The 26,942-nt window shown below is 67.1% G+C and carries 24 protein-coding genes; 13 read left to right on the top strand and 11 right to left on the bottom strand.

What is annotated here, in order from left to right:
* The first annotated feature begins 2 nt into the window (after nucleotides 1-2).
* The 3 genes from FIV02_RS00285 to FIV02_RS00275 all read left to right on the top strand — a co-directional run bounded on the left by FIV02_RS00285 (nucleotide 3) and on the right by FIV02_RS00275 (nucleotide 4,128).
* Nucleotides 3-746, top strand: a complete 744-nt coding sequence (locus tag FIV02_RS00285) for an SDR family oxidoreductase (protein WP_152487483.1) — start codon at nucleotides 3-5, stop codon at nucleotides 744-746.
* A gap of 91 nt (nucleotides 747-837) precedes the next feature.
* Entirely contained in the window at nucleotides 838-1,785 is a 948-nt protein-coding gene (locus FIV02_RS00280) for a helix-turn-helix transcriptional regulator (protein ID WP_172979118.1), read from the top strand.
* 135 nt (nucleotides 1,786-1,920) lie between these two features.
* Nucleotides 1,921-4,128, top strand: coding sequence for a TonB-dependent siderophore receptor (locus FIV02_RS00275; RefSeq protein ID WP_152487481.1), 2,208 nt, complete (start codon nucleotides 1,921-1,923; stop codon nucleotides 4,126-4,128).
* A 79-nt stretch (nucleotides 4,129-4,207) separates the two neighbouring features.
* Here the strand turns inward: FIV02_RS00275 and dkgB are convergent, their stop codons facing one another.
* A complete protein-coding gene (gene dkgB, locus FIV02_RS00270) occupies nucleotides 4,208-5,011 on the bottom strand; it encodes a 2,5-didehydrogluconate reductase DkgB (RefSeq protein WP_134676652.1) in 804 nt (267 codons plus the stop codon).
* Between the two features lie 224 nt (nucleotides 5,012-5,235).
* Between dkgB and FIV02_RS00265 the strand changes: the two genes are divergently transcribed.
* Nucleotides 5,236-6,171 (top strand): LysR substrate-binding domain-containing protein, encoded by a 936-nt coding sequence (locus FIV02_RS00265; RefSeq protein ID WP_152487480.1) that lies wholly within the window; start codon nucleotides 5,236-5,238, stop codon nucleotides 6,169-6,171.
* A gap of 43 nt (nucleotides 6,172-6,214) precedes the next feature.
* On the opposite strand, the gene pbpG is transcribed toward FIV02_RS00265, so the two are convergent.
* Entirely contained in the window at nucleotides 6,215-7,117 is a 903-nt protein-coding gene (gene pbpG, locus FIV02_RS00260; RefSeq protein WP_047585263.1) for a D-alanyl-D-alanine endopeptidase, read from the bottom strand.
* Nucleotides 7,118-7,208: 91 nt separating this feature from the next.
* The gene (locus FIV02_RS00255) at nucleotides 7,209-8,129 is read right to left on the bottom strand and encodes a LysR family transcriptional regulator (protein WP_037052233.1); all 921 of its coding nucleotides are present in this window, start codon (nucleotides 8,127-8,129) and stop codon (nucleotides 7,209-7,211) included.
* 113 nt (nucleotides 8,130-8,242) lie between these two features.
* Between FIV02_RS00255 and betC the strand changes: the two genes are divergently transcribed.
* Genes betC through FIV02_RS00240 form a run of 3 tightly spaced genes read left to right on the top strand, consistent with a single transcriptional unit; the run spans nucleotide 8,243 to nucleotide 12,351 of the window.
* Nucleotides 8,243-9,751, top strand: a complete 1,509-nt coding sequence (betC, locus tag FIV02_RS00250) for a choline-sulfatase (protein WP_152487479.1) — start codon at nucleotides 8,243-8,245, stop codon at nucleotides 9,749-9,751.
* A gap of 49 nt (nucleotides 9,752-9,800) precedes the next feature.
* Entirely contained in the window at nucleotides 9,801-10,721 is a 921-nt protein-coding gene (choX, locus tag FIV02_RS00245) for a choline ABC transporter substrate-binding protein (protein ID WP_150607375.1), read from the top strand.
* Nucleotides 10,722-10,779: 58 nt separating this feature from the next.
* On the top strand, nucleotides 10,780-12,351 hold the full coding sequence (locus tag FIV02_RS00240) for a SulP family inorganic anion transporter (RefSeq protein WP_152487478.1): 1,572 nt from the start codon (nucleotides 10,780-10,782) through the stop codon (nucleotides 12,349-12,351).
* A 32-nt stretch (nucleotides 12,352-12,383) separates the two neighbouring features.
* Here FIV02_RS00240 and FIV02_RS00235 read toward each other — a convergent pair whose 3' ends face one another.
* The 3 genes from FIV02_RS00235 to hemF all read right to left on the bottom strand — a co-directional run bounded on the left by FIV02_RS00235 (nucleotide 12,384) and on the right by hemF (nucleotide 14,638).
* Nucleotides 12,384-12,734, bottom strand: coding sequence for a DOPA 4,5-dioxygenase family protein (locus FIV02_RS00235; protein WP_037052242.1), 351 nt, complete (start codon nucleotides 12,732-12,734; stop codon nucleotides 12,384-12,386).
* A 10-nt stretch (nucleotides 12,735-12,744) separates the two neighbouring features.
* Nucleotides 12,745-13,566, bottom strand: a complete 822-nt coding sequence (aroE, locus tag FIV02_RS00230) for a shikimate dehydrogenase (protein ID WP_152487477.1) — start codon at nucleotides 13,564-13,566, stop codon at nucleotides 12,745-12,747.
* Nucleotides 13,567-13,720: 154 nt separating this feature from the next.
* Nucleotides 13,721-14,638, bottom strand: coding sequence for an oxygen-dependent coproporphyrinogen oxidase (hemF, locus tag FIV02_RS00225; RefSeq protein ID WP_037052384.1), 918 nt, complete (start codon nucleotides 14,636-14,638; stop codon nucleotides 13,721-13,723).
* A 148-nt stretch (nucleotides 14,639-14,786) separates the two neighbouring features.
* Here hemF and FIV02_RS00220 point away from each other — a divergent pair, with 148 nt between their 5' ends.
* On the top strand, nucleotides 14,787-15,764 hold the full coding sequence (locus tag FIV02_RS00220) for an NADPH:quinone reductase (protein ID WP_152487476.1): 978 nt from the start codon (nucleotides 14,787-14,789) through the stop codon (nucleotides 15,762-15,764).
* Nucleotides 15,765-15,829: 65 nt separating this feature from the next.
* Here the strand turns inward: FIV02_RS00220 and FIV02_RS00215 are convergent, their stop codons facing one another.
* From FIV02_RS00215 to FIV02_RS00205, 3 genes are all read right to left on the bottom strand, one after another.
* Nucleotides 15,830-16,387, bottom strand: coding sequence for an L-threonylcarbamoyladenylate synthase (locus FIV02_RS00215; RefSeq protein WP_047585274.1), 558 nt, complete (start codon nucleotides 16,385-16,387; stop codon nucleotides 15,830-15,832).
* Between the two features lie 247 nt (nucleotides 16,388-16,634).
* Complete coding sequence (gene dprA, locus FIV02_RS00210; RefSeq protein ID WP_152487475.1) at nucleotides 16,635-17,750, bottom strand: DNA-processing protein DprA; 1,116 nt, start codon at nucleotides 17,748-17,750, stop codon at nucleotides 16,635-16,637.
* A gap of 86 nt (nucleotides 17,751-17,836) precedes the next feature.
* Nucleotides 17,837-18,874, bottom strand: a complete 1,038-nt coding sequence (locus FIV02_RS00205) for a LysM peptidoglycan-binding domain-containing protein (protein ID WP_037052257.1) — start codon at nucleotides 18,872-18,874, stop codon at nucleotides 17,837-17,839.
* 153 nt (nucleotides 18,875-19,027) lie between these two features.
* On the opposite strand from FIV02_RS00205, the gene def reads away from it, so the two are divergent.
* The 5 genes from def to FIV02_RS00180 all read left to right on the top strand — a co-directional run bounded on the left by def (nucleotide 19,028) and on the right by FIV02_RS00180 (nucleotide 23,605).
* Nucleotides 19,028-19,534, top strand: a complete 507-nt coding sequence (def, locus tag FIV02_RS00200) for a peptide deformylase (RefSeq protein WP_013713230.1) — start codon at nucleotides 19,028-19,030, stop codon at nucleotides 19,532-19,534.
* A gap of 56 nt (nucleotides 19,535-19,590) precedes the next feature.
* Nucleotides 19,591-20,523, top strand: a complete 933-nt coding sequence (fmt, locus tag FIV02_RS00195) for a methionyl-tRNA formyltransferase (RefSeq protein WP_152487474.1) — start codon at nucleotides 19,591-19,593, stop codon at nucleotides 20,521-20,523.
* Nucleotides 20,520-21,833, top strand: coding sequence for a 16S rRNA (cytosine(967)-C(5))-methyltransferase RsmB (gene rsmB / locus FIV02_RS00190; RefSeq protein ID WP_152487473.1), 1,314 nt, complete (start codon nucleotides 20,520-20,522; stop codon nucleotides 21,831-21,833). Before fmt ends, rsmB begins: the two co-directional genes overlap by 4 nt.
* Nucleotides 21,834-21,844: 11 nt before the next feature.
* Nucleotides 21,845-23,218, top strand: coding sequence for a Trk system potassium transporter TrkA (gene trkA, locus FIV02_RS00185; RefSeq protein WP_037052265.1), 1,374 nt, complete (start codon nucleotides 21,845-21,847; stop codon nucleotides 23,216-23,218).
* Nucleotides 23,219-23,290: 72 nt separating this feature from the next.
* Nucleotides 23,291-23,605, top strand: a complete 315-nt coding sequence (locus FIV02_RS00180) for a tetratricopeptide repeat protein (protein WP_037052268.1) — start codon at nucleotides 23,291-23,293, stop codon at nucleotides 23,603-23,605.
* Nucleotides 23,606-23,815: 210 nt separating this feature from the next.
* Here FIV02_RS00180 and FIV02_RS00175 read toward each other — a convergent pair whose 3' ends face one another.
* Nucleotides 23,816-25,192 (bottom strand): aspartate aminotransferase family protein, encoded by a 1,377-nt coding sequence (locus FIV02_RS00175; RefSeq protein ID WP_152487472.1) that lies wholly within the window; start codon nucleotides 25,190-25,192, stop codon nucleotides 23,816-23,818.
* A gap of 122 nt (nucleotides 25,193-25,314) precedes the next feature.
* Nucleotides 25,315-26,781: an NAD-dependent succinate-semialdehyde dehydrogenase gene (locus FIV02_RS00170; protein WP_152487471.1), complete on the bottom strand. Its 1,467-nt coding sequence runs from the start codon at nucleotides 26,779-26,781 to the stop codon at nucleotides 25,315-25,317.
* Nucleotides 26,782-26,942: the final 161 nt, after the last annotated feature.

The following is a 26,942-nucleotide window of genomic DNA, read 5'->3' as shown; positions in this document are numbered from 1 at the left end:
TGATGAGCAAGAACCTGCTGATTACCGGTGCGAGCCGTGGCATCGGCCGCGCCACTGCCCTGCTGGCCGCCGCGCAGGGCTGGACGGTCGGCGTCAACTATCGCGAGGATCGCGCGGCCGCCGACGCGGTGGTGGCGCAGATCCAGGCGGCCGGCGGCCAGGCCGTCGCACTGCAGGGCGACGTGGCCATCGAGGCCGACGTGCAGCGGCTGTTCGAAGCCATGGATGCACTCGGCCCGCTGCAGGGCCTGGTGGTCAATGCCGGCATCGTTGCACCGCCCCTGCCGCTGCTGGACATGAGCGACGAGCGCCTGCGGCGCATGTTCGAGGTCAACGTGCTGGGCAGCTATCTCACCGCCCGCGAAGGCGCCCGGCGCATGGCCCGCAGCCGTGGCGGCGCGGGCGGCTCGATGGTGCTGGTGTCGTCGGTGGCAGCCAGCCTCGGCTCACCCTTCGAGTACGTCGACTATGCCGGGGCCAAGGGCGCCATGGACGTCCTGACCCATGGCCTGGCCAAGGAGCTGGGCGGCGAGGGCGTGCGGGTCAACGCCGTGCGTCCGGGGCTGATCGATACCGACATTCACGCCAGCGGCGGCCAGCCGGATCGTGCCGAGCGCCTGGGCAAGGGCACCCCGCTGGGACGCGCCGGACGTGCCGAGGAAGTCGCCGAAGCGATCGTCTGGCTACTCGACGACAAGGCCAGCTACGCCACCGGCGCACTGCTCGATATCGCCGGCGGGCGCTAGTCCCAGGGCAGCAAGGGCGCGCCATACCACCGAAACACGCAAATGATAATCAATGTTATCATCCGCGTTTTCGACGCCCCGGGTGACGCCCATGGTCCAGCCCCTGCACGCCCCATGCCTCTACTCGCTGGATGACCTGCGCCAGCTGGGCCGCCGTCATCATGTGCACTACAGCCTGATTGGCACACAGCATGAAGACAACCCGTGCGTGATGCGGGGCTACATCAACGAGCAGCAAACCCGTCTGGGCATGACCCTGGTCAGCTCCGAGGTGCACACCTTGCATGGCTACCAGGCGCAATCCTTCACCGCCCCCAGTCTCACCATGATCGTCCTGCTGGAAGGACAGGCCCAGCTCGACGGCACGACCTCCACCACCCTCACGCCGGGTCAGGGCGTCACCCTGCTCAGCCAGGACGGGCCTGGCCAGAGTGCCCGGCATCACGCTCATCACCACCTACGTGGTCTCAACCTGTCCATCGCTGACATCGATGACCTGGCGGACGAGCAACTGGCGGATCTGTTGCGTGCCAGCCTCCGACAGCGCCGCGTGTACACGCAACGCTGGAGCGTTCCGGCAGACCTGCAGCCTGCCCTGCAGGCCCTGGCCGGCGAACGCTCGCACGGTTGCCTGCAGCGCCTGCTGCACGAAGGCCTGGCACTGCAGCTGTTGGCACATGGCCTGAACGCCATCGACGCCGACGAGCGCCACGCGCCCTCGCTCAACCCACGTGACCGCAGCCTGCTGGAGCGGGTCCGCGACTACCTGCATCAGGAACCTGGAGCCGAGCACAGCCTGCATCAACTGGCACAGCTGGCGTGCATGAGCCCCAGCTCCCTGCGCCAGAAGTTCCAGCAGGCCTATGGTGTCAGCGTCATGGCCTACCTGCGCCAGCGCCGCATGGAGCTGGCCAGGCAGTACCTCGGACAGGGCTGGCGCGTTCAGGATGTCGCCCACTACGTCGGCTACCGCCATGCCAGCAACTTCGCCACCGCATACCGGCAGCACTTCGGCGTAGCGCCCCGCGAATCCATCTAGCCAGGCCCGACAGCATCCTCGCAGCGTCGTTCCAGGCCTGGCATCCGGCAAAGGAAGACTGGCGTCGAGCAAAGGTATCGCCCGGTCAAATGTGAATAATTCTCATCGACAAATTTTCCCGATGAGACGCCTGCAATGTCGAAATGCTCGATCCTCCCGCTCACCCCGACCCTGCGCCGCGCATTGCTCGCCAGCGCCCTGCTGCCCCTGGCGGCAGGCGCCGCCGCGCAAGAGGACGTTGAAGACACAGACGCACACGAAAGCAGCCTGACGCTGCCGGCGATGAACGTGCAGGGCACGCAGCTGCCGCAGTCCGAAACCGAGGGCACCGGCAGCTACACCACCGGCAGCATGTCCACCGCCGTGGGCCTGCCGCTGTCGATCCGCGAGACGCCGCAATCGGTGAGCGTCGTCACCCGCCAGCAGATCGAAGATCGCGGCCTGCGCGACACCGCCGCGATACTCGCCAGCGCCCCCGGTATCTCGATGAGCCGCAGCGACAGCAATCGCGTGTCGTTCTCCGCTCGCGGCTTCGACATCGACAACTTCCAGTTCGATGGCCTGGCTTCGCCGATCAACAACTTCTGGAACTTCGGCGCCACCGATGTCGATTCGGCGATCTACGATCGCGTCGAGATCGTGCGGGGCTCCACAGGGTTGCTGACCGGCGCCGGCAACCCTTCGGCAGCGGTCAACTTCATCCGCAAGCGCCCGCTGCCAGAGTTCGCCATCGGCGGCTCGCTCGGCAGCGGACGCTGGGACCAGCGCCGTGGCGATATCGATGTCTCCACCCCGCTGACTGCCGACGGCCGGATCGCAGCCCGCGTAGTGGCGGCCTACTCCGAGCGCGATACCTTCATCGACTATCAGCACTACGAAAGTGAAACCCTGTACGGCGTGATCAGCGCGGAGCTGACCCCACGCACGCAACTCACGCTGAGCCTCGAACACCAGAAGAACGATACCGACGGCATGGGCGCAGGCGTGCCGATGTTCTATGCCGACGGGTCGCGCACCCACTATGGCCGCTCCACGGCCAACAACACCCAGTGGTCGTACTTCGGCACCGAGTCGAACACCGCCTTCATCGATCTCGAACACCAGTTGGAAAACGACTGGAAACTACGCGCGGCCTACAGCCGCACCGAGGCCGACTACGCGATGCGCTATGTGTTTCGCGGCGGCTATCCGGACCGCAACGACGCAGGCATGAGCGCCAGCTTCCTCAAGTATGACGGCGAGCGCACCCGCGACGACTGGCACCTGACCGGCAGCGGGCCGTTCGAGCTGCTGGGCCGCACGCATGACGCCGCGTTCGGCTGGATGAGCATCGCCGACGACCTGCAGATGGACCAGTACCTGCCGCTGCCCGGCACCGCGCCAATTGCCGACTCGCAACTGGACTGGAGCAACGGCGCGATTGCCGAGCCCATCTGGTCGGGCACGCGCGCCAACGGCGACCGCACCGATATCCGCCAGACCGGCGGCTATGCGGTGACGCGCCTGTCGCTGGCCGATCCGCTGCATCTGATCCTGGGGGTTCGCGTCAGCACCTGGGAGATCGAACAGAACTACTTCGGCACCCAGCGCACCTATCGCTACAGCGACGAGGTCACGCCCTACGCCGGCCTGGTCTATGACCTCGACCGGACCTACAGCCTGTACACGAGCTACACCAGCATCTTCAAGAACCAGACGCAGCGTGCGCCGGATGGCAGCTTCCTCGATCCGGTCAGCGGCGACAGCTACGAGCTCGGCATCAAGGCCGGCTACCTGGACGGCCAGCTGAACGCCGCCCTGTCGGTCTATCGCACCAGGCAGGAAGGCCTGGCCGAGGCCATTCCCGATACCTTCCTGATCGCCGACCCCAGCCAGCAGGCCTACAAGGCCGGCGAGGGGGCCGTGGTCGACGGCTTCGACCTGGAGCTGAGCGGCGCGCTGAGCGAGGCGTGGAACCTGTCCACCAGCTACACCCACTTCATCGCCCGCAATGCCGAGGGCAAGGCGATCAATACCACCCACCCACGCACGCAGTTCAAGCTGTTCACCACCTACCGGCTGGACGGTGTACTGCGGGACCTGACCCTGGGCGGTGGCACGACCTGGCGCAGCGGCATCTCACGCGCCAACACCGGCAGCCCCAACGGCCCGGTGGACGTCAGCGCGGACAGCTATGCCCTGGTCGACCTGATGGCCAGGTACCAGATCAGCGAACACATCGCGGCGACCGCCAACCTCAACAACGTCTTCGACAAGCAATACCTCGAGCACGTCGGCTTCTACAGCCAGCTCTGGTATGGCAAGCCGCGCAACCTGCAATTGACCCTGAGCGCGAGATTCTGAGCGTCGGCTGCCATCCAGCCCCGGTTGGCAGCTGCTCGCATGGGCCCCGCGCTGACGTCACTCGCGCGGACCGGCAGGCTCAATCCCAGCGCGGCGCGAAGCCCGGGTTGGCCACCCGCTCAGCGCGCTCCAGGGTGGCGATGGCGGCCATGTCGGCGTCGCTCAGGCGCAGGTCGGCGGCGGCCAGGTTGGCGGCCAGGTTCTCGCGTTTGGTCGACGACGGAATCACCGCATAGCCCTGCTGCAGCGACCAGGCCAGGGCCACCTGCGCCGGGCTGGCGCCATGCGCGGCAGCGATGCGCTGGATCTCCGGCTCGACCAGCACCTTGCCGTAGGCCAGCGGCATGTAGGCCGTCAGGTGGATGCCCTGCTGGCGGGCGAAATCGACCAGTTTGCGGTTCTGCAGCAGCGGATGGATTTCCACCTGGTTGGTCGCGATCTCCTCGACACCCACCGCAGCGATGGCCTCGCGCAGATGGGCGATGGTGAAGTTGGAGACACCGATGGCCGATGTCAGCCCCTGACGCTTGGCCTCCAGCAGTTCCTCCAGGTACTGCGCCACGGGAATCTCGTCGTTCGGCGATGGCCAGTGGATCAACGTCAGGTCGACGCGCTGCAGAGCCAGGCGTTGCAGGCTCTCCTGCAGGCTGGCGAGCACCCGGCCACGGCCGAGGTTCTCGGTCCAGACCTTGGTGGTGACGAACAGCTCGTCGCGGGCCACGCCACTCTCGGCGATGGCCTGACCGACCGCCGCTTCGTTGCCGTAGGCTTGCGCGGTGTCGACATGCCGGTAGCCCAGTTCGAGGCCGCTGCGCACAGCGTCGATGGCGACCTGGTCCTTGAGGCGGAATGTGCCAAGGCCGACAGGGGGAAGAAATGTCATGACGGGTCTCCTCATGGGTTGCGCAGCGCTTACCGAGCGCGGAGTGGCTCAGGGAATGAAAGGTTCGGCCCGCTCACTGCGGGAAAAGTTGCACGGCCGCAGCCAGGATGCACATGGCGCCCGGCCAGACAGGGCGAGCAGGCTTGCTGGAGACGCAGTATCCGGGCCAGACTCATGCGGAAAAAGCCGACAACCTGGCAAACACCTTTGACTGAAGTTCAACAATGAAGACCAGCCTGGAAGAAATGCTCGCCTTCGTCAGCGTGGTCGACAGCGGCTCGATCAGCGCCGCCGCCGAACAGCTGGAGCAGACCGCCTCCGGCGTCAGCCGCGCCCTCAGCCGCCTGGAAGAAAAGCTCGCGGTGACCCTGCTGCGCCGTACCACGAGACGCCTGGAGCTGACCGAGGAGGGCGAGCTGTTCCTCGCCCAGGCCCGGCGCATCCTCGCCAGCGTGGAGGAGGCCGAGGAGCAGATGGCCCTGCGTCGCCAGGCACCCGCCGGGCGCCTGCGCATCAACACCGCCTCGCCCTTCATGCTGCACGTGATCGTTCCGCTGATCGGCGAGTTTCGCACACGTTACCCGCAGATCGAGCTGGAGCTGAACAGCGACGACCGCATCATCGACCTGCTCGAGCGGCGTACCGACCTGGCCATCCGCATCGGTCACCTGCCGGACTCCAGCCTGCATGCCCGACCGCTGTATCACAGCCGCCGACGCGTGCTGGCCAGCCCGGAGTACCTGCGCAGGCATGGCCACCCGGCGCGCAGCGAAGACCTGCAGGGGCACTGCCTGATCGGCTTCACCGAACCCGACAGCCTGAATGAATGGCCACTGCGCCATGCCCTCGGCGAGCGCTGGCGGATCACCCCGAGCCTGCGCGCCTCCAGCGGCGACACCATGCTCGAACTGGCCCTGGCCGGCGAAGGGCTGGTGTGCCTGTCGGACTTCATGACAGACGCGGCCCGCGCCCGTGGCGCGCTGGTGGAGGTGCTGGCCGAACAGCGCGTGGAGGTGCGCCAGCCGATCAATGCGGTGTACTACCGCAACACCGCGCTGGCCTCACGCATCACCTGCTTTCTGGACTTTCTCAGCGAACACCTGGGTGACCCGGGCCAAGGCGGCAGGAACAACCCCGGCAACGCACCCGAGGCACGATGAAAAAGGGCGACTCAGCGAGTCGCCCCCTTGCCCCGCCAAACGCTTACTGCGCCGCCTGCAGGCTCCACTCGGCGAGCTTCTGCTGCTTGTAGCTGAGCGCCGCTGCCGGCACCGGCGTGACCTTGCCGGTCTCCATCCAGCGCTTGAGGCGGTTGGCGTCGGCCATGTGGGTGTACTTGCCGAACGCGCCGAGCACGACGAACGCCACCGAACGATTGGCCATGGTGGTGGCCATCACCAGGCACCGACCGGCGGCATTGGTGAAGCCGGTCTTGCTCAGGTTGATGTTCCAGTCGGCCTTGCGCACCAAGGCATTGGTGTTGCGAAAGCCCAGGGTGTAGTTGGGCTTGCGAAAGGCCACGGTGGCTTCCGAGTCCGTGGTGAACTGATGGATCAGCGGATACTGGGCCGCGGCCTTGACCATCAATGCCAGGTCGCGGGCGGTGGACACGTTCTCCTCGGAGAGGCCGGTGGGCTCGACGAAGTGGCTGCGGTTCATGCCCAGGGCCTTCGCCTTGGCGTTCATCGCCCTGATGAAGGCGACCTGGCCACCCGGATAGTGATGGGCGAGGCTGGCCGCCGCGCGATTCTCCGAGGACATCAGCGCCAGGTGCAGCATGTCGCGACGGCTGAGCTCGCTGCCTACGCGCACGCGCGAGAACACGCCCTGCATTTCCTTGGTGTCGCGGATGTTGACCGGCAGCACCTCGTCCAGCGGCAGCTTGGCGTCGAGGGTGACCATGGCGGTCATCAGCTTGGTCACCGAGGCGATCGGCAGACGCAGGTCGGGGTTGCTGGAATAGAGTTCCTTTCCGGTCTTCAGATCCACTAACAGCGCGCTACCGGCAGCCAGCTCCTGCTGGGGCTGAACAGGCGCAGCCTGAAGGTTCGAAACTGCAAGGCTGCCGCACAGCAGCAAGCCTAAAATCGAATGACGGAATTTCACGGTTCACTTCACCGGTTGTATGAGGAGGCCGACGAGATGGCGGCAACAACCAGTATAGGGATTGTGCCCGCGCTCTTGCAGTATGGCCCGATCAAACACTTGCGCCTGGCGCATCCAGCTCGGCCTGCAACCAGTCGACGAAGCGCGCGGTGAGGCGCTGGCGCCGCTTGCGCTCGGGCAATACCAGGTAATAACCGAACGCCGACTGCGCTTCGGCATCACCCAGACGACAGAGTAGGCCCTGGGCCAGCAGTTCGTCGACCAGGTGGCGCCAGCCGATGGCCACCCCCTGGCCGGCAATGGCCGCCTGGATCAGCAGGGTGTAGTTGTCGAAGCGCAGCGCGCCGGGCGTGGGCAGGCTGCTGATGCCCAGTGCGCGGAACAGCCCGTCCCAGTCGAACCAGCGCGAGCGGTGCTCGGGGCGCAGGTGCAGCAGGGGCAGCTCGGCCAGCGCCGCAACTGGCAACGGCGGCTGGCGCTCGCCCAGCAGGCGCGGGCTGCACACCGGAAACACCTCCTCGCGAAACAGCAGGTGCGCCTCGCCGTGCTTGAAGCGGCCATCGCCAAAGCGGATCGCCACATCGATGTCGCTGGGTACCGTGGCCGGATCGCGCTCGCTGGTGATCAGGCTGACGTCCACCTCCGGGTACAGGCGGTTGAAACGCTGCAGGCGCGGCATCAGCCAATAGGCGGCGAAGGCGAAGTCGGTGGCCACCTGCAGCACCTCGTGCTGCTGCCGTGCGGTGACCGCCGCCAGTCCGGCGTCGAGACTGGCCAGGCCCTCCTGCACGTGAGCCAGCAGCAGCTCGCCCGCCTCGGTCAGCACGATGCCGCGGTAGACACGGTCGAACAGGCGCGTGGCCAGTTGCTGCTCCAGGCGCTTGATCTGCTGGCTGATGGCCGGCTGGCTGCTGCCCAGTTCGTTCGCGGCCGCCGTGAAGCTCAGCTGGCGCGCGGCCGACTCGAACACCCGCAATGCGTCGAGGGACAGGCCATCGATGGCTTTAAACATAAGTTCTGCTTATCCGAGGCATGTTTCTCAGCCGGGTTTACCCTGTCGGGGTTCTACCGGAATCATGGCCCCAGCACTGTCGCATAAACCAACAGTATGGAATACCCGCCGCCATGAAACGCCCGAACATCCTCTTCATCATGGCCGACCAGATGGCCGCGCCGATCCTGCCCCTGCACGATGCCGCCTCGCCGGTGCAGATGCCCAACCTGATGAAGCTGGCCGAACAGGCCGTGGTGTTCGACTCGGCCTACTGCAACAGCCCGCTCTGCGCGCCCTCACGCTTCACCCTGGTCAGCGGCCGCCTGCCGTCGAAGATCGGCGCCTACGACAACGCCGCCGACCTGCCCGCCGACGTGCCGACCTACGCCCATTACCTGCGTCGCCTCGGCTACCGCACGGCGCTGTCGGGCAAGATGCACTTCTGCGGCCCGGACCAGCTGCACGGCTACGAGGAGCGCCTGACCAGCGACATCTACCCGGCGGACTACGGCTGGGCGGTGAACTGGGACGAGCCGGACACACGCGCCACCTGGTACCACAACATGTCGTCGGTGCTGCAGGCCGGCCCCTGCGTGCGCAGCAACCAGCTCGACTTCGACGAGGAAGTGGTGTTCAAGGCGCGCCAGTACCTCTACGACCACGTGCGTCTGACACCCGAGCAGCCGTTCTGCCTGACCGTGTCGATGACCCACCCGCACGACCCCTACACCATCCCGCGCGAGTACTGGGATCGCTACGAGGGCGTGGACATCCCCATGCCGCGCCAGCGCATCGCGCAGAGCGAGCAGGACCCGCACTCGCAGCGCCTGCTGAAGGTCATCGACCTGTGGGACAAGCCGTTGCCCGAGGACAAGATCCGCGATGCGCGGCGCGCCTACTTCGGCTCCTGCAGCTATATCGACGACAACATCGGCAAGCTGCTGAAGACCCTGGAAGAGTGTGGCCTGGCCGAGGACACCCTGATCGTCTTCTCCGGCGACCATGGCGACATGCTTGGCGAGCGTGGCCTCTGGTACAAGATGCACTGGTTCGAGATGTCCGCCCGCGTGCCACTGCTGGTGCACGCGCCGCAGCGCTTCGCCGCGCAGCGGGTCAGCCAGTCGGTGTCGACCCTCGACCTGCTGCCGACCCTGGTGGAACTCGCCGGCGGCCAGCTCGATGCCGACCTGGAACTGGAGGGGCGCTCGCTGCTGCCGCACCTCAAGGGCGAGGGCGGGCATGACGAGGTGCTCGGCGAATACATGGCCGAGGGCACCGACAGCCCGCTGATGATGATCCGCCGCGGGCCGTGGAAATTCGTCTACGCCGAGCGCGACCCGCTGCTGCTGTTCGACCTGCATGCGGATCCGCAGGAGCAGCACAACCTCGCCGAGAGCAGCGCGCATCGCAGCACCGTCGCCGGCTTTCTCGCCGAAGCCCGTGAGCGCTGGGACCTGGCGGCGATCCATGCCGCGACCCTGGCCAGCCAGCGCCGCCGGCGCCTGGTCGCCGCCGCCCTGAGCCAGGGCCGGCTGACCAGCTGGGACCACCAGCCCTGGGTCGACGCCAGCCAGCAGTACATGCGCAACCACATCGACCTCGACGACCTGGAACGCCGCGCGCGCTTCCCTCAGGTATGAACCTTTACCGACTGCCGCCCCCAAAACAGAAGAAAAAAGGAGAGACGCCATGAACCGATTCAGCGTGCTGTTACTCGCCACCGCGCTCTGCAGCGCCGGCAATGTCTGGGCCGAGGACGCAGCCTGCTCCACGGTCAAGCTGGGTGATCCGGGCTGGAGCGACATCGCCGTGACCAACGGCATCGCCAGCTTCCTGCTCGAAGGCCTGGGCTACACGGCAAAAAGCCAGACCCTGGCCGTGCCGATCATCTTCGCCGGGCTGCAGAAGGGCCAGGTCGACGTGTTCCTCGGCAACTGGATGCCGGCGCAGCAGAGCAACTACGACAAGTTCGTCGCCAGCGGCGAGGTGGACAAGCTGGCGCAAAACCTCGAGGGCACCGAGTACACCCTGGCGGTTCCGAGCTATGCCTATGAGGCCGGAGTGAAGACCTTCGCCGACCTCGACAAGCACGCCGACCAGTTCGGCAGGAAGCTCTACGGCATCGCCTCCGGCTCCCCCGCCAACGAGTCGATCAAGCAGATGATCGCCACTGACGAGTTCGGCCTGGGCGACTGGAAGCTGGTGGAGTCCAGCGAGCAGGCGATGCTGGTGCAGGTCGGCCGCGCGGTGAAGCGCGAGCAGTTCGTGGTGTTCCTCGGCTGGACCCCGCACCCGATGAACGTGCAGTACGACATGCAGTACCTGCGCGGCGGCGAGAAGTACTTCGGTGACAGCGGCCAGGTCAACACCCTGGCGCGCAAGGGCTATGCCGCGCAGTGCCCCAATGTCGGCAAGCTGATGAGCAACCTCGCCTTCACCCAGGACATGGAGAACAGCATCATGGACCAGGTGCTGAGCAAGGAGGCCAGCAACGATGCCGCGATCAAGGCCTGGCTCAAGGCCAATCCGCAGGTGCTCGACGGCTGGCTGCAGGGCGTGACCACCCGTGACGGTGGCGACGGCCTGGCAGCGGTGAAAGCCCGGCTTTGAATTAGCCGGCACAAGTGAGTAGGGTGGAGTCGCCTGCGGCCCACCCTCGACCCCGACCATGCGCCTACCCGATCGACAGACCCTGTTGCCATTTCTGCGCTGGCTGCCTGGCACCAGCCGCAAGACCCTGGGCAACGACCTGCTGGTAGGCCTGACCGGCGCCATCCTGGCCCTGCCACAATCACTGGCCTATGCCCTGATCGCCGGGCTGCCGGCCGAATACGGCCTGTACGCCGCCATCGTGCCGGTGATCATCGCCTGCCTGTGGGGCTCGTCCTGGCACCTGATCTGCGGGCCGACGGCGGCCATCTCCATCGTGCTGTTCACCAGCGTCAGCCCCATGGCGCGCATGGGCAGCGAAGAATTCATCGCCCTGGTGTTGCTGCTGACCTTTCTCGCCGGCCTGTTCCAGTGGCTGCTCGGCCTGCTGCGCTTCGGCGCGCTGGTCAACTTCGTCTCGCAATCGGTGGTGCTCGGCTTCACCCTCGGCGCGGCGCTGGTCATCGCCCTCGGCCAGGTCCCCAACCTGCTGGGCGTGGAAATGCCCAGCCAGGCCACCGCGCTGAGCAGCCTGCTGCAGATCGGCCAGCACCTGCCCGAGACGCACTGGCCCAGCCTGGCGCTGGCCGCCTTCACCCTGCTGCTGAGCGTCGCCATCCGGCATTTCTGGCCCAAGGCACCGGCACTGCTGATCGGCCTGGTCGGCGGCAGCCTGGTGGCCTGGCTGCTACCGACGCACCTGGCCGGGGAGATCGCCCTGGTCGCGCCCTTCGCCGGCAGCCTGCCGCCACTGACGATGCTCAGCTTCGACCTCGACGACGTCCTGCGCCTGCTGCCGGCAGCGGTGGCCTGCGGCATGCTCGGGCTGGTCACCAGCCTGTCCATCGCCCGCGCCCTGGCGGTGAAATCGCATCAGTTCCTCGACGCCAACCAGGAAGTGCGCGCCCAGGGTCTGTCGAACATCGTCGGCCCGTGGTTCTCCGGTTCGCTGTCGGCCGGCTCCTTCACCCGCTCGGCGCTGAACCTGCAGGCGGGTGCGCGTACTCCTCTGGCGGGGATCTTCTCGGCCTTGCTGGTGGCCCTGTTCGCCGTGTTCGGTGCGGCGCTGCTGACCCACATCCCGCTGCCGGTGATGGCCGCAGGCATCCTGCTGATCTGCTGGGGGCTGTTGGACCTGCCGGCGATTCGGGCACTGCGCCGGGTCAGCCGCTCCGAATTCGCGGTGATGCTGCTGACCTTCGCCGCCACCCTGGTGCTGGAGCTGCAGACGGCGATCTACGCCGGCGTGCTGGCATCGCTGTTCTTCTACCTCAAGCGCACCTCGCAGCCGCGCGTACGCCTGTGGCATGACGGCGACGACGAGGTGCTGCGCATCGATGGCTCGATCTTCTTCGGCGCCTGCCAGTACATCCAGCAGTTGCTGCAGCGCAGCCGTGGCCAGCGCCTGGTGATCGACGCGCGGCACATCAACTTCATCGACTACGCCGGGGTGGAGATGCTGCATCAGGAAGCGCGCCGCCTGCAGGCCCTGCAGCGCAGCCTGGTGCTGCGTCAGGCGCGGCCCCAGGTGATCGAGGAGATTCTCAAGCTGGAAGGCGCGGAGCACTGCCCGGTGCAGTTCGAAGACTGAGTGAGCGGCGTCGAACCCTACGCGGCTGACCCTCAGTCCTCGGCGTCATCGAGCACGCTCAGATCCAGCACGTGCGAGCGCCCGATCCACATCGCACAGTCACGATGGTCGCGCAGTTCGTTGCCGGTGATCGGGTGCAGCAGGACGTCCAGGCCACCGCGGTTGAGCATCAGCCAGGGCACCAGGTCGGCGAACAGGTCGGCGCGGAAGGCCAGCTGGCAACTCCAGCACGGATGCGGCCCGACCAGGCGCTCGTGCACCCGCCCCATCTTCACTGGAAAGCGCTTCGCCGCGTCCTCGCAGAGGGCGCGCGCCTGCTCCAGCGTAGCGGCATCGAAATAGACGTGGGCATGGTAACCACTGATACGCACCATCTCGTCCATCTGCCGCTCCTCAGGCCATCAGTTGACGACGCAGTTCGGCCAGCACCGGCGCCGTGTCGGGGCGCACGCCGCGCCACAGCGCGAAGGCCTCGGCAGCCTGCTCGACCAGCATGCCGAGGCCGTCCAGGCACTGCGCCGCACCCTGCTCGGCGGCCCAGCGGTTGAACGCGGTCGGCTCGCGGCCGTACATCATGTCGTAGCACACCGTGTGGCCGGGCTGGATCAGGCCCGGTGCAATCGGCGGCAACTCGCCGCCGAGGCTGGCCGAGGTACCGTTGACGATCAGGTCGACCGGCGCGTCGATCCAGTCGAAGCCGACGGCCTTCAGCGGGCCCAGCTCGGTGAACTCCAGCACCAGTTTCTCCGCCTTGCACAGCGTGCGGTTGGCCACCACCAGGCTCGCCGGGTGCTGCGCCAGGAAGGGTTCGAGCACGCCGCGCACGGCGCCACCGGCACCCAGCACGAGGATGCGCTTGCCGGCCAGGCTGAAGCCGGCGTTGTCCTGCAGGTCGCGGGTCAGCCCGGCGCCGTCGGTGTTGTCGCCGAGCAGGCGACCGTCCTCCAGCTTCTTCAGGGTATTCACCGCGCCGGCCCGGCGGGCACGCTCGGTCAGCTCGTCGGCAAGGCGAAAGGCCTCTTCCTTGAAGGGCACGGTGACGTTGCCGCCAAGGCCTTCCGCGAAGAAGGCACGGGCATCGCCGACGAAGTCATCGAGGGGCGCCAGACGCGCCTCGTACGTCAACGCCTGCCCGGTCTGTTCGGCGAACAGACGATGGATCAGCGGCGACTTGCTATGGCCGATGGGGTTGCCGAAGACGCAGTAGCGGTCCATGGAAAATCCTATCTGTGTAGGAACCAGCTTGCTGGCGATTCGCTCTGCAGCCAGATCGCCCGCAAGCGGGCTCCTACGGGTGCGGGGATGACTCGTAGCCCGGATGCAATCCGGGAGCGCTCATGGAACGGCCCCGGACTGCATCCGGGCTACATCATGGATTGGTCGACAACCAGTCGCGGTCGGTGAGGAAGTACTCGGTCAGGCGTGCTTCTTCACTGCCCGGCTCCGGCTTCCAGTCGTAACCCCAGCGCACGTGCGGCGGCAGCGACATGAGGATCGACTCGGTACGCCCGCCGGACTGCAGGCCGAACAGGGTGCCACGGTCGAACACTAGGTTGAACTCGACGTAGCGGCCACGCCGGAACGCCTGGAACTCGCGCTCGCGCTCACCGAAGGGGGTCAGCTTGCGGCGCTGCACGATGGGCAGGTAAGCCTGGATGTAGGCATCGCCGATGGCGCGGATGAAGGCGAAGCAGGTGTCGAAATCCCACTCGTTGAGGTCATCGAAGAACAGCCCGCCGATACCGCGCGGCTCGCCACGGTGCTTGAGGTGGAAGTAGCGGTCGCACCAGGCCTTGTACTTCGCGTACACCTCGGCACCGAACGGCGCACAGGCGTCATGCGCGACCTGGTGCCAGAACACGCAGTCTTCCTCGTTGGCGTAGTAGGGCGTCAGGTCGAAGCCGCCACCGAACCACCACACCGGTTCCTCGCCTTCCTTCTCGGCGCTGAAGAAGCGCACGTTGGCGTGCGAGGTGGGCACATGGGGGTTTTCCGGGTGGATCACCAGCGACACGCCGAGGGCCTGGAAGCCGCGTCCGGCCAGTTCCGGACGGTGGGCGCTGGCCGAAGGCGGCAGGCTGTCGCCGAACACGTGGGAGAAGTTGACCCCGCCTTTCTCGATCAGCGCGCCGTTCTCGATCACCCGCGTGCGGCCACCGCCGCCGGCCGGACGCTGCCAGGCATCCTCGATGAACACGGCCTGGCCGTCTTCGGTTTGCAGGGCGGAGCAGATACGGTCTTGCAGGTCGAGCAGATAGGCCTTAACGGCCTCGGTACGGTCAGTCACGGCGGCACCTTGAACAGGGAGCAGGTCGAAATCGGAGGGCAGCATAGCACTCGACAACCCCGCTCCGCAGTTGACGTCAGTCAATCGGGAGGATTGGATAGGCCCTTTCGCCGCCAGCGGGCGGCTCATGTCAGACAAGGAATCGGAGATGGCCAAGCGCATTCAGTTCAGCCAGCACGGCGGCAGCGACGTACTCGAGTACCGTGACTACCAGCCGGCCGCCCCGGGCCCGCGCGAAGTGCGAGTGGCCAACCAGGCCATCGGCCTGAACTTCATCGACACCTATTTCCGCAGCGGCCTGTACCAGCCACCGGCCCTGCCTTCGAGCCTGGGTACCGAGGGTGCCGGCGTGGTCGAGGCGGTGGGCAGCGAGGTCAGCGGCTTCGCCGTGGGCGACCGCGTCGCCTACGCCACCGGCCCGCTCGGCGCCTACAGCGAGCTGCACGTGCTGCCCGCCGAGAAGCTGGTGAAGCTGCCGGACGGCATCAGCTTCGAGCAGGCCGCCGCAGTGATGCTCAAGGGCCTGACCGTGCAGTACCTGCTGCGCCAGACCTGCGAACTGAAGGGCGGCGAGACCATCCTCTTCCATGCCGCCGCCGGTGGTGTCGGTTCCTTCGCCTGCCAGTGGGCGAGGGCGCTGGGCGTCAGGCTGATCGGCACCGTCAGCTCGGCGCAGAAGGCCGCACGCGCCCGGGAGCAGGGCGCCTGGGCGACCATCGACTACAGCCATGAGAACGTGGCGCAGCGCGTGCTGGAGCTGACCGACGGGGCCAAGTGCCCGGTGGTCTATGACGGCGTCGGCAAGGACACCTGGGAAACCTCGCTGGACTGCGTGGCGCCGCGCGGCCTGCTGGTCAGCTTCGGCAACGCCTCGGGTGCGGTCACCGGGGTCAACCTGGGGATCCTGGCGCAGAAGGGCTCGCTGTTCGTCACCCGCCCGACCCTGGCCGGCTATGCCACCAGCGCCGAGCGCCTGCAGGCCATGGCCGACGAGCTGTTCGGCATGATCGCCAGCGGCCAGCTGCAGGTGGAGATCAGCAGCCGCTACGCACTGAAGGACGCCGCCGCCGCGCAGGACGCACTGAGCTCGCGGCAGACCACCGGCTCGACCATCCTGCTGCCCTGAGCCAGTGACCCGGATGCACTCCGGGCCACGTGTGGGAGCGGCTTTAGCCGCGAGCTTTCAGCGCTTCAGGACGGGCGGATCACATCGCCCGTGCGCAGGTCACGGATCAGGCTGGGGTTGCGTCGACCACCCAGTGCGCCACCCAGCACCTTGTCCAGCTCACCGGGGAAATACTGCTCGACGCGCAGGCGCGAACGCGCCGACGGGCGGCCAGCCGGATTGGCCGACGTGGAGATCAGCGGCCCGGTATAGCGGCACAGCGCGCGCACCAGCGGGTGATCGGTGACGCGCAGGGCAACGGTGTCATGCATGCCGGTGACCCATTCGGGCAGACGATTCTGGTGCGGCACCAGCCAGGTGTTCGGTCCCGGCCAACTGCCAGCCAGGCGCTCCTGCCAGACCTCGGGCAGGTCCCCGAGCAGGAAGTCGAACTGTTCGATGGCATCGGCCACCAGAATCAGACCCTTGTGCATCGGGCGCTCCTTGAGCGCCAGCAGTCGGTCCACCGCCTCTTCGTTCCACGGGTCGCAGCCCAACCCCCAGACCGCCTCGGTCGGATAGGCGATAACGCCACCCTCACGCACCACACGCGCCGTTTGCTGTATCTGCCAGTTGCTGGCCATCGACTGTCTCCCGCTGAACGAATGGCCGGCAGTCTATCCAAGACGGGGCGGCGACTGTAGCCCGGCGACCATGCGGGGATCACATCGGCGCCTGCTCCACGACAAAGCGGGCCGCCGGCGCCTTCTGCAAGCGCCGTGGCGGCTGCGCCCGATGCGGCCTGGTGGATGGATGAAGCGCCATCCACCCTACGGACAGCCTGAGTGGAAGGGATGCGCGGATCACACGGCGGCGAACAGCAGACGTCGCTCACGCCCGGCGCGCCAACCAGCGCCCGGCCTCGCCGCACACCCGCCCCTCGAGCTCCAGCTCGGTCAGGGCGGCGAGAACCTCTGCCAGGGGCAAGCCACTGGCCTGGACCAGCGCCTCGGTGCTGTGCGGCGCGGCATGCAGCAGGGCCAGCAGTGGATGCTCGACGCGAGCCGGCGGCGCCGACGCGGGTGCAACGGGTAACGCGTGCCAGCCCCGCAAGGCCTCCAGAACATGCTCGGTGCTCTCCACCAGCGTGGCGCCGTCGCGAATCAGCTGGTGACAGCCACGCGCGCCCGGGTGATGAATCGAACCGGGGATGGCATAGACCTCACGCCCCTGCTCGGCCGCCAGCCGGGCGGTGATCAGCGAACCGCTCGACGGGCTGGCCTCGACCACCAGCACCCCGAGCGACAGGCCACTGATGATGCGGTTGCGCCGCGGGAAGTTGCTCGCCTGGGGCGGGCAATCCAGCGGCAACTCGGAAACCAGCGCACCGCCCTGTTCGGCGATCTGCCTCGCCAGGCGTTCATGGCGACGCGGATAGAGGCGCTGCAGGCCGGTGCCGAGCACCGCGATGGTCCGGCCACCCGCGTCCAGCGCGCCCTGATGGGCCGCCCCGTCGATCCCCAGGGCCAGGCCGCTGGTTATCACGAAACCGCCCGCCGCCAGGCTGCGGGCGAAGGCTCGGGCGTTGTCCAGCCCCGGCGCCGATGCGCGGCGGCTGCCGACCATCGCCAGCTGCGGCGCCTCCAGCACCAGCGGGTCGCCCGCCACGAACAGCAGTGGCGGTGCATCCGCCAGCTCCGCCAACAGCGCCGGATAGCGTGGATCGTCCCACATCAGCAGGTGCTGGCCTGGCTCATCCAGCCAGCGCAGCGCCTCCGTGGCCCGCTGACGGATCTCGGCGCTGCGCCGCGGCTCGGCACACGCGGCCGGCAAGCCCAGCGAACGCCAGGCACTGGCCGGCGCACTGAGCGCGGCCGAGGCACTCGCGAAGGCACTGAGCAATTTGAGAAAGCGACGTGGCCCCAGCTCCGGCAACAGATGCAGGCGCAGGCGTGCTTCGAGTTCGGCGGGAGAAATGCTGGGGGACAGCGAGGAGGACGCAGACATGGCGATTCTTCCCTGAGCGGTGCAGTCGCCATCCTGGCGACACCGGTAGAAAGCACGAGCCCCGCATCAGCGGGGCTCGTAGGGTGTTACGGGTTGCGAACCTTGTCCATCACCGCCAGTTGGCGGCTCGCCTGCAGGATCAGGCCGTAACTGAGCTTGTCGTAGGTGCGGAACACCATCAGCAGGCCGGAGCGCTCGTCCGGGACCTTGACGTTCTCGCCGGTCACGCGATCGCGCACGGTCTCGCCGGTCTTGTACACCGCCAGCACGTTGCCGATCTCCAGGCCGTCACGGGTACCCTTGTTCAGGGTGACCACGTCGAACTGGCCGATCTGGCTGACACCACGCGGCACGTCGAGAATCACACCCTTGATCTCGCTGGTCGGCTCGCTGGGCATGAAGGAGGAGTTGATCGCCCGCTCCTCGGTGGGGAACAGACGGTCGCCCAGGCGCACTTCCTCGGTCGAACGGCTCAGCACGAAGGTGCCGATATCGCCTTCCTCGGCGACGATCTCACCGGTGCCGATATCGTCGGCGTTGATACCGAGGAATTCCTTGGTATCCGGATCGGTGTAGGTCTTGCCCTGGCGGAACACGCCGTAGATCGGGTTCTGCTCGTCGAACTGGCCACGGGCATAGACACGGTCACCGGCGCCGCTGACCACGCGCTCGGCGTTGCCGGCGACGATGTAGGGCTTGCCGTTGAACTCTTCGGGCGTATCGACGATGCGGTTGCTCAGCAGGAAGCTGTTGATCGCCTCCAGCGGAATGGTCGGGATCGCCTGGGCCATCGGCGTGCTGCGCACCTGCGGCGACAGCTTGATGGTGCCGCGCGACTCGCCGCGATTGAGCATCAGGCGCGGCTGGCCATCCACGTAGACGAGATTCAGGGTGTCGCCGGGATAGATCAGGTGCGGGTTGGCCACCTGCGGGTTGGCGTGCCAGATCTCCGGCCATTTCCACGGCTGACTGAGGAACTTGCCGGAAATGTCCCAGAGGGTATCGCCCTTGACGACGGTGTAACGGTCCGGATGACCGTCCTTGAGTTGCACTGCGGCCTGAGCCATGCAGGTCAGGGCCATTCCGCCAGCTGCCAGGAGCAAGGCGAGTAGTGATTTCCTCATACGGTGAATCCCTTTATTATGTGTCTTCACGTGAAGCGCCCTAGCGCCGCGTGCCAAACCCGCTGAATACGCGGCGTGAAGCCGTTTTTCAATGCTGTTCATCATCTTAGCAGCGGATTTTGACTTTATTCCACAAGTGCATCACAAACGCATATGGCGATCCTGAATATCCTCGAATTTCCTGATCCACGCCTGCGTACCATCGCTAAACCGGTGGACGTCGTGGACGACTCCATCCGTCAGCTGGTCGATGACATGTTCGAGACCATGTATGACGCTCCGGGTATCGGCCTGGCCGCAACCCAGGTCAACGTGCACAAGCGCGTGGTGGTCATGGACCTGTCCGAGGACAAGTCCGAGCCGCGGGTGTTCATCAACCCCGAGTTCGAATCGCTGACCGACGAGATGGACCAGTACCAGGAAGGCTGCCTGTCGGTGCCCGGCTTCTATGAGAACGTCGATCGCCCGCAGAAGGTCAAGATCAAGGCGCTGGACCGCGATGGCCAGCCCTACGAGCTGATCGCCGAAGGCCTGCTCGCGGTGTGCATCCAGCATGAGTGCGATCACCTCAACGGCAAGCTGTTCGTCGATTACCTGTCCAACCTCAAGCGCGACCGGATCAAGAAGAAGCTGGAAAAACAGCATCGCCAGCGTGCCTGACCCCCGTTTACCCGAAAGGCTTGCCACGGCAAGCCTTTTTCTTTGGTGACTGCCCCATGCGTATCGTCTTTGCCGGCACCCCGGAATTCGCCGCCGAGCACCTCAAGGCCCTGCTGGCCAGCCAGCACGACATCATCGCCGTCTACACCCAGCCGGATCGCCCGGCCGGGCGTGGCCAGAAACTGATGCCCAGCCCGGTCAAGCAGCTGGCCCTGGAGCACGGCATCGCCGTCTACCAGCCGGCCAGCCTGCGCAATGCGGAGGCTCAGGCCGAACTGGCGGCGCTGCAACCCGACCTGATGGTGGTGGTGGCCTACGGCCTGATCCTGCCGCAGGTGGTGCTCGACACCCCGCGCCTGGGCTGCATCAACAGTCACGCCTCGCTGCTGCCGCGCTGGCGCGGCGCCGCGCCGATCCAGCGTGCGGTGCAGGCCGGCGATGTCGAGAGCGGCGTCACCGTGATGCAGATGGAGGCCGGCCTGGATACCGGGCCGATGCTGCTCAAGGTGACGACACCGATCTCTGCCGAGGACACCGGCGGCAGCCTGCATGATCGCCTGGCCCGGCTCGGCCCGCAGGCGGTCCTGCAGGCCGTCGACGGCCTGGCGGCTGGCACCCTCGCGGGCGAGGTGCAGGACGATGCCCTGGCCAACTATGCGCACAAGCTGAACAAGGACGAGGCACGCCTCGATTTCAGCCGGCCTGCCGTGGAGCTGGAGCGCCTGGTGCGCGCCTTCCACCCCTGGCCGATCTGCCACAGCACGCTGAACGGTGAGGCACTGAAGGTGCATGCCGCCGAGCTGGCGGACGGCACTGGCGTCCCCGGCAGCATTCTCGCCGCGGACAAGAGCGGCCTGACCGTGGCCTGCGGCGAGGGCGCGCTGCGCCTGACCCGTCTGCAGTTGCCCGGCGGCAAGCCGCTGGCCTTCAGCGACCTGTACAACAGCCGTCGCGAACAGTTCGCCCCCGGCCTGGTGCTCGGTCAATGAACCCACGTCTGGCCGCCGCCCGCGCCTTGACCGCCGTGCTGTCCGGCAAAGCCTCGCTGGGCAGCAGCCTGCCGCCGCAGCTGGACAAGGTCGAACACCACGACCGCGCCCTGGCGCAGGACCTGGCGTTCGGCGCCGCCCGCTGGCAGCCGCGCCTGCAACTGCTCGCCGAGAAGCTGCTGGAAAAGCCCTTCAAGGCCGCCGACAAGGACGTCGAAGCCTTGCTGCTGGTCGGCCTCTACCAGTTGCTGCACAGCCGTATCCCGGAACACGCCGCCATCAGCGAAACGGTCGGCTGCGCCGGCGCGCTGAAGAAGCCCTGGGCCAAGGGCCTGCTCAACGCCGTGCTGCGTCGTGCGCAGCGCGAGCACGAGGCGCTGCTCGCCGAGCTGGATCGCGACCCGGTGCTGCACACCGCTCATCCGCGCTGGCTGCAGAAATCGCTCAAGGCGCACTGGCCCGAGCACTGGCAGGCCATCTGCACCGCCAACAATGCCCATCCGCCGCTGATTCTGCGGGTCAACCGCCGCCATGACAGCCGTGACGACTACCTCGTCGAACTGCGCGCCGCCGGCATCGAGGCCGCGCCCTGCGACTTCAGCCGCGATGGCGTGCGCCTGCTGCAGCCCTGCGACGTGACCAGCCTGCCCGGCTTCAGCGAAGGCCGCGTCAGCGTGCAGGACGAGGCCGCGCAGCTGGCCGCCGAGCTGCTCGAGCTGGCACCTGGTCAGCGCGTGCTCGATGCCTGCGCCGCACCGGGCGGCAAGACCTGTCACCTGCTCGAGGTCGAGCCGCGACTGGCCGAAGTGGTCGCCGTCGACCTGGAAGCCAAGCGCCTGGCCCGCGTGCGGGAAAACCTCGAACGCCTGCAGCTCGAGGCCACGCTGATCGCCGCCGATGGCCGCGATACCGGTGCCTGGTGGGATGGCCAGGCGTTCCAGCGCATCCTGCTCGACGCGCCCTGCTCGGCCACCGGGGTGATCCGCCGTCACCCGGACATCAAGCTGACCCGCAAGGCCGAAGACATTCCCGCCCTGGCCACGCTGCAGGGCGAGCTGCTCGATGCCCTGTGGCCGACGCTGGCCCCGGGCGGCATCCTGCTCTACGCCACCTGTTCGGTGCTCCCGACGGAGAACAGCGACACCATCGCCGCCTTCCTCGCCCGCACGGCCGATGCGCAGGAGCTCGCCATCGCTGGTGAATTCGGTCTGCAGCCAGAACACGGCCGCCAGTTGTTGCCGCAGTTGGACGGCCATGACGGCTTCTACTATGCCAAGCTGATAAAGACTGCCGTGGCGACCCACGGCTAACGGAGCGATCAGTGAAAATCATCATTCTCGGCGCAGGTCAGGTCGGTGGCACCCTGGCCGAGCACCTCGCCAGCGAAGCCAACGACATCACCGTGGTGGACACCGACGGCGACCGCCTGCGCGACCTCGGCGACCGCCTGGACATCCGCACCGTGCAGGGCAAGGGCTCGTTCCCCACCGTGCTGCGCCAGGCCGGCGCCGATGACGCCGACATGCTGGTGGCGGTGACCAACAGCGACGAAGTCAACATGATCGCCTGCCAGGTCGCCTACACCCTGTTCCACACGCCGACCAAGATCGCCCGCGTGCGCGAGGCGGCGTACCTGACCCGCGAAGCGCTGTTCGACAACGAGGCGATCCCGGTCGACGTGCTGATCAGCCCCGAGCAGGTGGTGACCAACTACATCAAGCGCCTGATCGAATACCCCGGCGCCCTGCAGGTCATCGACTTCGCCGAGGGCAAGGCCCAGCTGGTGGCGGTCAAGGCCTACTACGGCGGGCCGCTGGTCGGCCAGCAGCTGCGCCAGTTGCGCCAGCACATGCCCACGGTGGATACCCGCGTGGCCGCCATCTTCCGGCGCAACCGGCCGATCATGCCCAAGGGCGACACCGTCATCGAGGCCGATGACGAGGTGTTCTTCATCGCCGCCAAGGCCCACATCCGCGCGGTGATGAGCGAGATGCGTCGCCTCGAGGACAGCTACAAGCGCGTGGTCATCGCCGGCGGCGGCAACATCGGCGAGCGCCTGGCCGAGGCCATCGAGAGCCGCTACCAGGTGAAGATCATCGAGATGAGCCCGGCACGCTGCCGCTACCTCTCGGAGAACCTCGACAGCACCATCGTGCTGCAGGGCAGTGCCTCGGACCGCGACCTGCTGGTGGAAGAGAACATCAACGACGCCGACATCTTCCTCGCCCTGACCAACGACGACGAGGCCAACATCATGTCGTCGCTGCTGGCCAAGCGCCTCGGCGCGCGCAAGGTGATGACCATCATCAACAACCCGGCCTACGTCGACCTGGTGCAGGGCGGCGAGATCGACATCGCCATCAGCCCGCAGCTGGCCACCATCGGCACCCTGCTGACCCACGTGCGCCGTGGCGACATCGAGAGCGTGCACAGCCTGCGCCGGGGCGCGGCGGAAGCGCTCGAAGTGATCGCCCATGGCGATGCCAAGTCGAGCAAGGTCATCGGTCGTGCCATCGAGGACATCGCCCTGCCACCGAGCACCACCATCGGCGCCATCATCCGCGACGAGGAAGTGCTGATCGCCCACGACAACACGGTGATCGAGTCCGGCGACCACGTGATCCTGTTCCTGGTCGACAAGAAGTACATCCGCGACGTCGAGCGCCTGTTCCAGGCCGGCCTGACGTTCTTCTGAGCAGCAAGCCGCAAGCTTCAAGCGGCACGTAAAGCGCTTGTGGCTTGTGGCTGGCCAACGAAGGAGGCCCGAATGAGTACCGAGGCACTGGAAAAGATGCTGGCCAAGGGCATGGACAACGCCCTGCTGCGCTTCGGCCTGGGCAAGGCCCACCTGGACGGCGGCGACGCCGCACAGGGCGCCGAACACCTGCAACGCTGCGTCGAGTTCGACCCGGGCTATTCGGCGGCGTGGAAGCTGCTGGGCAAGGCGCTGCTGGCCCAGGGCGAGCACGACGCCGCGCGCCAGGCCTGGCAGCAGGGCATCGCCGCCGCCCAGGCCAAGGGCGACAAGCAGGCCGAGAAGGAAATGAGCGTGTTCCTGCGCAAGCTGGACAAGCCGCGCTGATCGACACGCCGCCGCGAGCTATCGACGCGCACCGACGTAGCCCGGATGCAATCCGGGGACAGGCTCCAGGCGGTCGCGGCTGAAGCCCCTCCCACGCGTGCCGTAGCGCACTCTGCGCCAGGCACTTCGGCGACGCGCTCTTGACCTCGCCAACGGCACGGGGGCAGCGAGCTTGCGGCTGAAGCGCACGCTCCTGCGCACTGCAGCGGCTCAGAGCACCTCGCTGGCCACCGCGTCCACCGCCGCCTTGGCGATACCCACCACCTCGTCCGCCTCGGCCTTGTTCAGCACCAGCGGCGGGGCGAAGCCGAGGATGTCGCCGTGCGGCATGGCGCGGGCGATCATGCCGCGTTCCAGGCACGCCGCGGAGACACGCGGGCCGACCTTGAGCGCGGCATCGAAGGGCGTACGCGCCTCGCGGTCGGCCATGAACTCCAGCGCGGCGAGCATGCCAACCCCACGGACTTCGCCCACCAGCGGGTGGCCTTCGAAGGTCTGGCGCAGCTGCTGGTTGAGGTAGGCACCGACATCGGCGGCGTTGGCGGCGATGTTTTCCTTCTCCAGGATATCCAGGTTGGCCAGCGCGGCGGCGGCGCAGATCGGGTGGCCGGAGTAGGTCCAGCCATGGCCCATGGCACCGTCGCGGCTGGAGGCCTCGTCGATCACGTTCCACACTTTCTCGCCGACGATCACCGCCGACAGCGGGGCATAGGCGCTGGTCAGGCCCTTGGCGGTGGTGATCAGGTCCGGCTGCATGCCGAACATCTGGCTGCCCATCGGCGTGCCCAGGCGGCCGAAGGCGCAGACCACTTCGTCGGCGATCAGCAGGATGTCGTATTTCGCCAGCACCGCCTGGATCGCCTGCCAGTAGCCCTTGGGCGGCACGATGATGCCGCCGGTGCCCATCACCGGCTCACCGATGAAGGCCGCCACGGTCTCCGGGCCCTCGGCCAGGATCAGGCGCTCCAGGTCCTCGGCGCAGTGGCGCACGAAGGCGGCTTCGTCCATGCCGGCCGGGGCCTTGTAGAAGTGCGGGCAGGCGGCGTGCTTGATATCGGCATGCGGCAGGTCGAAATGCTGGTGGAAGCTGGCCAGGCCGGTGAGGCTGCCGGTCATGATGCCCGAGCCGTGATAGCCGCGCTGGCGCGAGATGATCTTCTTCTTCGCCGGGCGCCCGAGCACGTTGTTGTAGTAACGCACCAGCTTGATCTGGGTCTCGTTGGCGTCCGAGCCGGACATGCCGTAGTAGACCTTCTTCATGCCCTGCGGCGCCCAGTCGATGATGCGCGCCGAGAGCTCGATGATGGCCTCGGTCGAGTGGCCGACGTAGGTGTGGTAGTAGGCCAGCTCCTTGGCCTGCTTGTAGATGGCCTCGGCCACCTCGGTGCGGCCATAGCCGATGTTCACGCAGTACAGGCCGGCGAAGGCGTCGATCAGCTCGCGGCCCTCGTGGTCCTGGATGCGGATGCCCGAAGCGCCCTTGATGATGCGGCCCTTGAGCGCGCCGCTGGCATGATCGTGGGCGTGGGTGGACGGATGCATGAAGTGGGCACGGTCCTGCTCGAACAGCTTCTGGTAGTCGGTCATGGCGGTCTCCATCTGATTCGCTGGGGTGGCGATAAAGGTCATTCACAGGTTTGTGGGAGGGGCTTGCAGCGCCTGCAAGGTCAGTCGCGGCTGAAGTCCCTCCCAGCGGCTCTCCGGGTGCATCAGGGGTAACGCTGGCCCTGGTGATGAATGCAGAAGTACTTGGTTTCGACGAAGGGCTCGAAGCCTTCCGTAGCGCCTTCACGGCCGAGGCCGGAGGCTTTCATGCCACCGAAGGGGATCGGATGGCCGGTGAACTTGCTGCCGTTGACCGCGACCATGGCATGCTCGAGGCGGCGAATCAGCGGATGGATGACGTCCACCCGGTTGGAACAAATGTAGGCGGCCAGGCCGTACTCGGTGTCGTTGGCCATGGCCACGGCGTCGTCCAGGCTGTCGAAGGCGCGCACGCCGGCGATGGGCGCGAAGTTCTCCTCGCGGTAGATGCGCATGCCGCCTGTGACGTCGGCCAGCAGCGTCGGCTGCCAGAACCAGCCGCCCAGCGCATGGGGCTCGCCACCGACCAGCAGCCGCGCACCCTGCTCGATGGCATCGGCCACCCGCGCAGCCGTGCCGTCCAGCGCCGCCTGGTGCATCAGCGGGCCGATCTGGTTGCGTTCGTCATGCCCCGGCCCCACGCGCAGGTCGCGCACGGCCCTGGCGAAGCGTTGCAGGAATTCCTCGTAGACCGGGCGCTGCACCAGGATGCGGTTGGCCGCGCAGCAGTCCTGCCCGGAGGTCTGGAACTTGGCGTCCAGCGCCACCTGCACGGCGTGATCGAGATCGGCATCGGCGCAGATGATCAGCGGCGCGTTGCCGCCCAGCTCCAGGGCCACCTTCTTCACGTCATCGGCGGCAGCCTGCAGCACCAGCTTGCCGACGCGGGTCGAGCCGGTGAAGCTCACCGAACGCACCCGCGCATCCTTGACCAGGGTCTCCATGGCCATCTGCGGCTCACCCAGCACCACGTTGAACACACCGGCGGGGAAGCCCGCTTCCTCGGCCAGCTGAGCCAGGGCGAAGGCGGAGTAGGGCGTCTCGTGCGCCGGTTTGACCACCACGGTGCAGCCGGCGGCCAGGGCGGCGGCGGCCTTGCGGGTGATCATCGCGCTGGGGAAGTTCCAGGGCGTGAGCAGGGCGCAGACGCCCACCGGCTCCTTGAGCGTACCCAGCTGGGCACCGGGGATATGACTGGGGATGGTCTGGCCGTAGAGCCGGCGCGCCTCCTCGGCGAACCAGGGGATGAAGCTGGCGGCGTAGCGGATCTCGCCACGCGCTTCGGCCAGCGGCTTGCCCTGCTCCAGGCTGAGGATGCGCGCCAGGTCTTCCTGATGCTGCAGGATCAGCTCGGCCCAGCGCCGCAGCAATGCCGCGCGGGCGTCCAGGCTCTGCTCGCGCCAGGCGATGAAGGCACGCTGGGCGGCATCCACGGCGCTGCCGATCTGCTGCGCGCTGAGCATCGGCACATGGCCGATCAGGCTCTGGTCGGCCGGGTTCTGCACCGCGACGCTGGCGCCGTCGTCACTGTGTACCCAGTGACCGTCGACATAGCAGAGCGACTTGAACAGCAGGGGGTGGTCGAGGGGCATGGCGATGTCTCCGGGCCGATGGGCATGGGAGACATGCTAGGGAAGGGCGGCTTGGTGTTTTTTCCAAGCCGGCCAGGCGCTACCGCAGTTTTTTCTGAAGGAGCGCGGCGAACAGAAGATTTCTGAGGCCCCGCCGCGCCTCGGCAGCGGCACTCAGACAA

Origin of the sequence: Pseudomonas sp. THAF187a, assembly GCF_009363395.1 — a bacterium.
GTDB lineage: Bacteria > Pseudomonadota > Gammaproteobacteria > Pseudomonadales > Pseudomonadaceae > Aquipseudomonas > Aquipseudomonas khazarica.
This window is presented reverse-complemented; position numbering and strand designations above follow the sequence as displayed.